The 250-nt window shown below is 61.6% G+C and carries 1 protein-coding gene; it reads left to right on the forward strand.

Going from position 1 to position 250, the window contains the following annotated elements:
- The coding region (locus U5782_RS41520) for a hypothetical protein (protein ID WP_322049655.1) at nt 1-250 on the forward strand (250 nt) is incomplete at both ends.

Consider the following 250-nt stretch of genomic DNA (forward strand, 5'->3'; position numbering starts at 1 on the left):
ATCAGCTCAAGACCGTGGTGACGAAGGACCGGCTGAATCTGTCGACTACGCATTTCGAGTACGACGCGTTTGGGCGGCGTATCCGCAAGCTGAACGGCAGTTACGCGAGCACGGATTTTCTGTGGGACGGCATGCGGCTGGTGCAGGAGACGTATCACGACCGGCGCGGCGAACAGGCGCTGACGTATCTGTACGAGCCGGATAGCTATGTGCCGCTGGCGCGTGTCGATCATGGTGCGGCCGCGGCGAA

Source organism: Paraburkholderia sp. J67, assembly GCF_905220265.1.
Classification (GTDB): domain Bacteria; phylum Pseudomonadota; class Gammaproteobacteria; order Burkholderiales; family Burkholderiaceae; genus Paraburkholderia.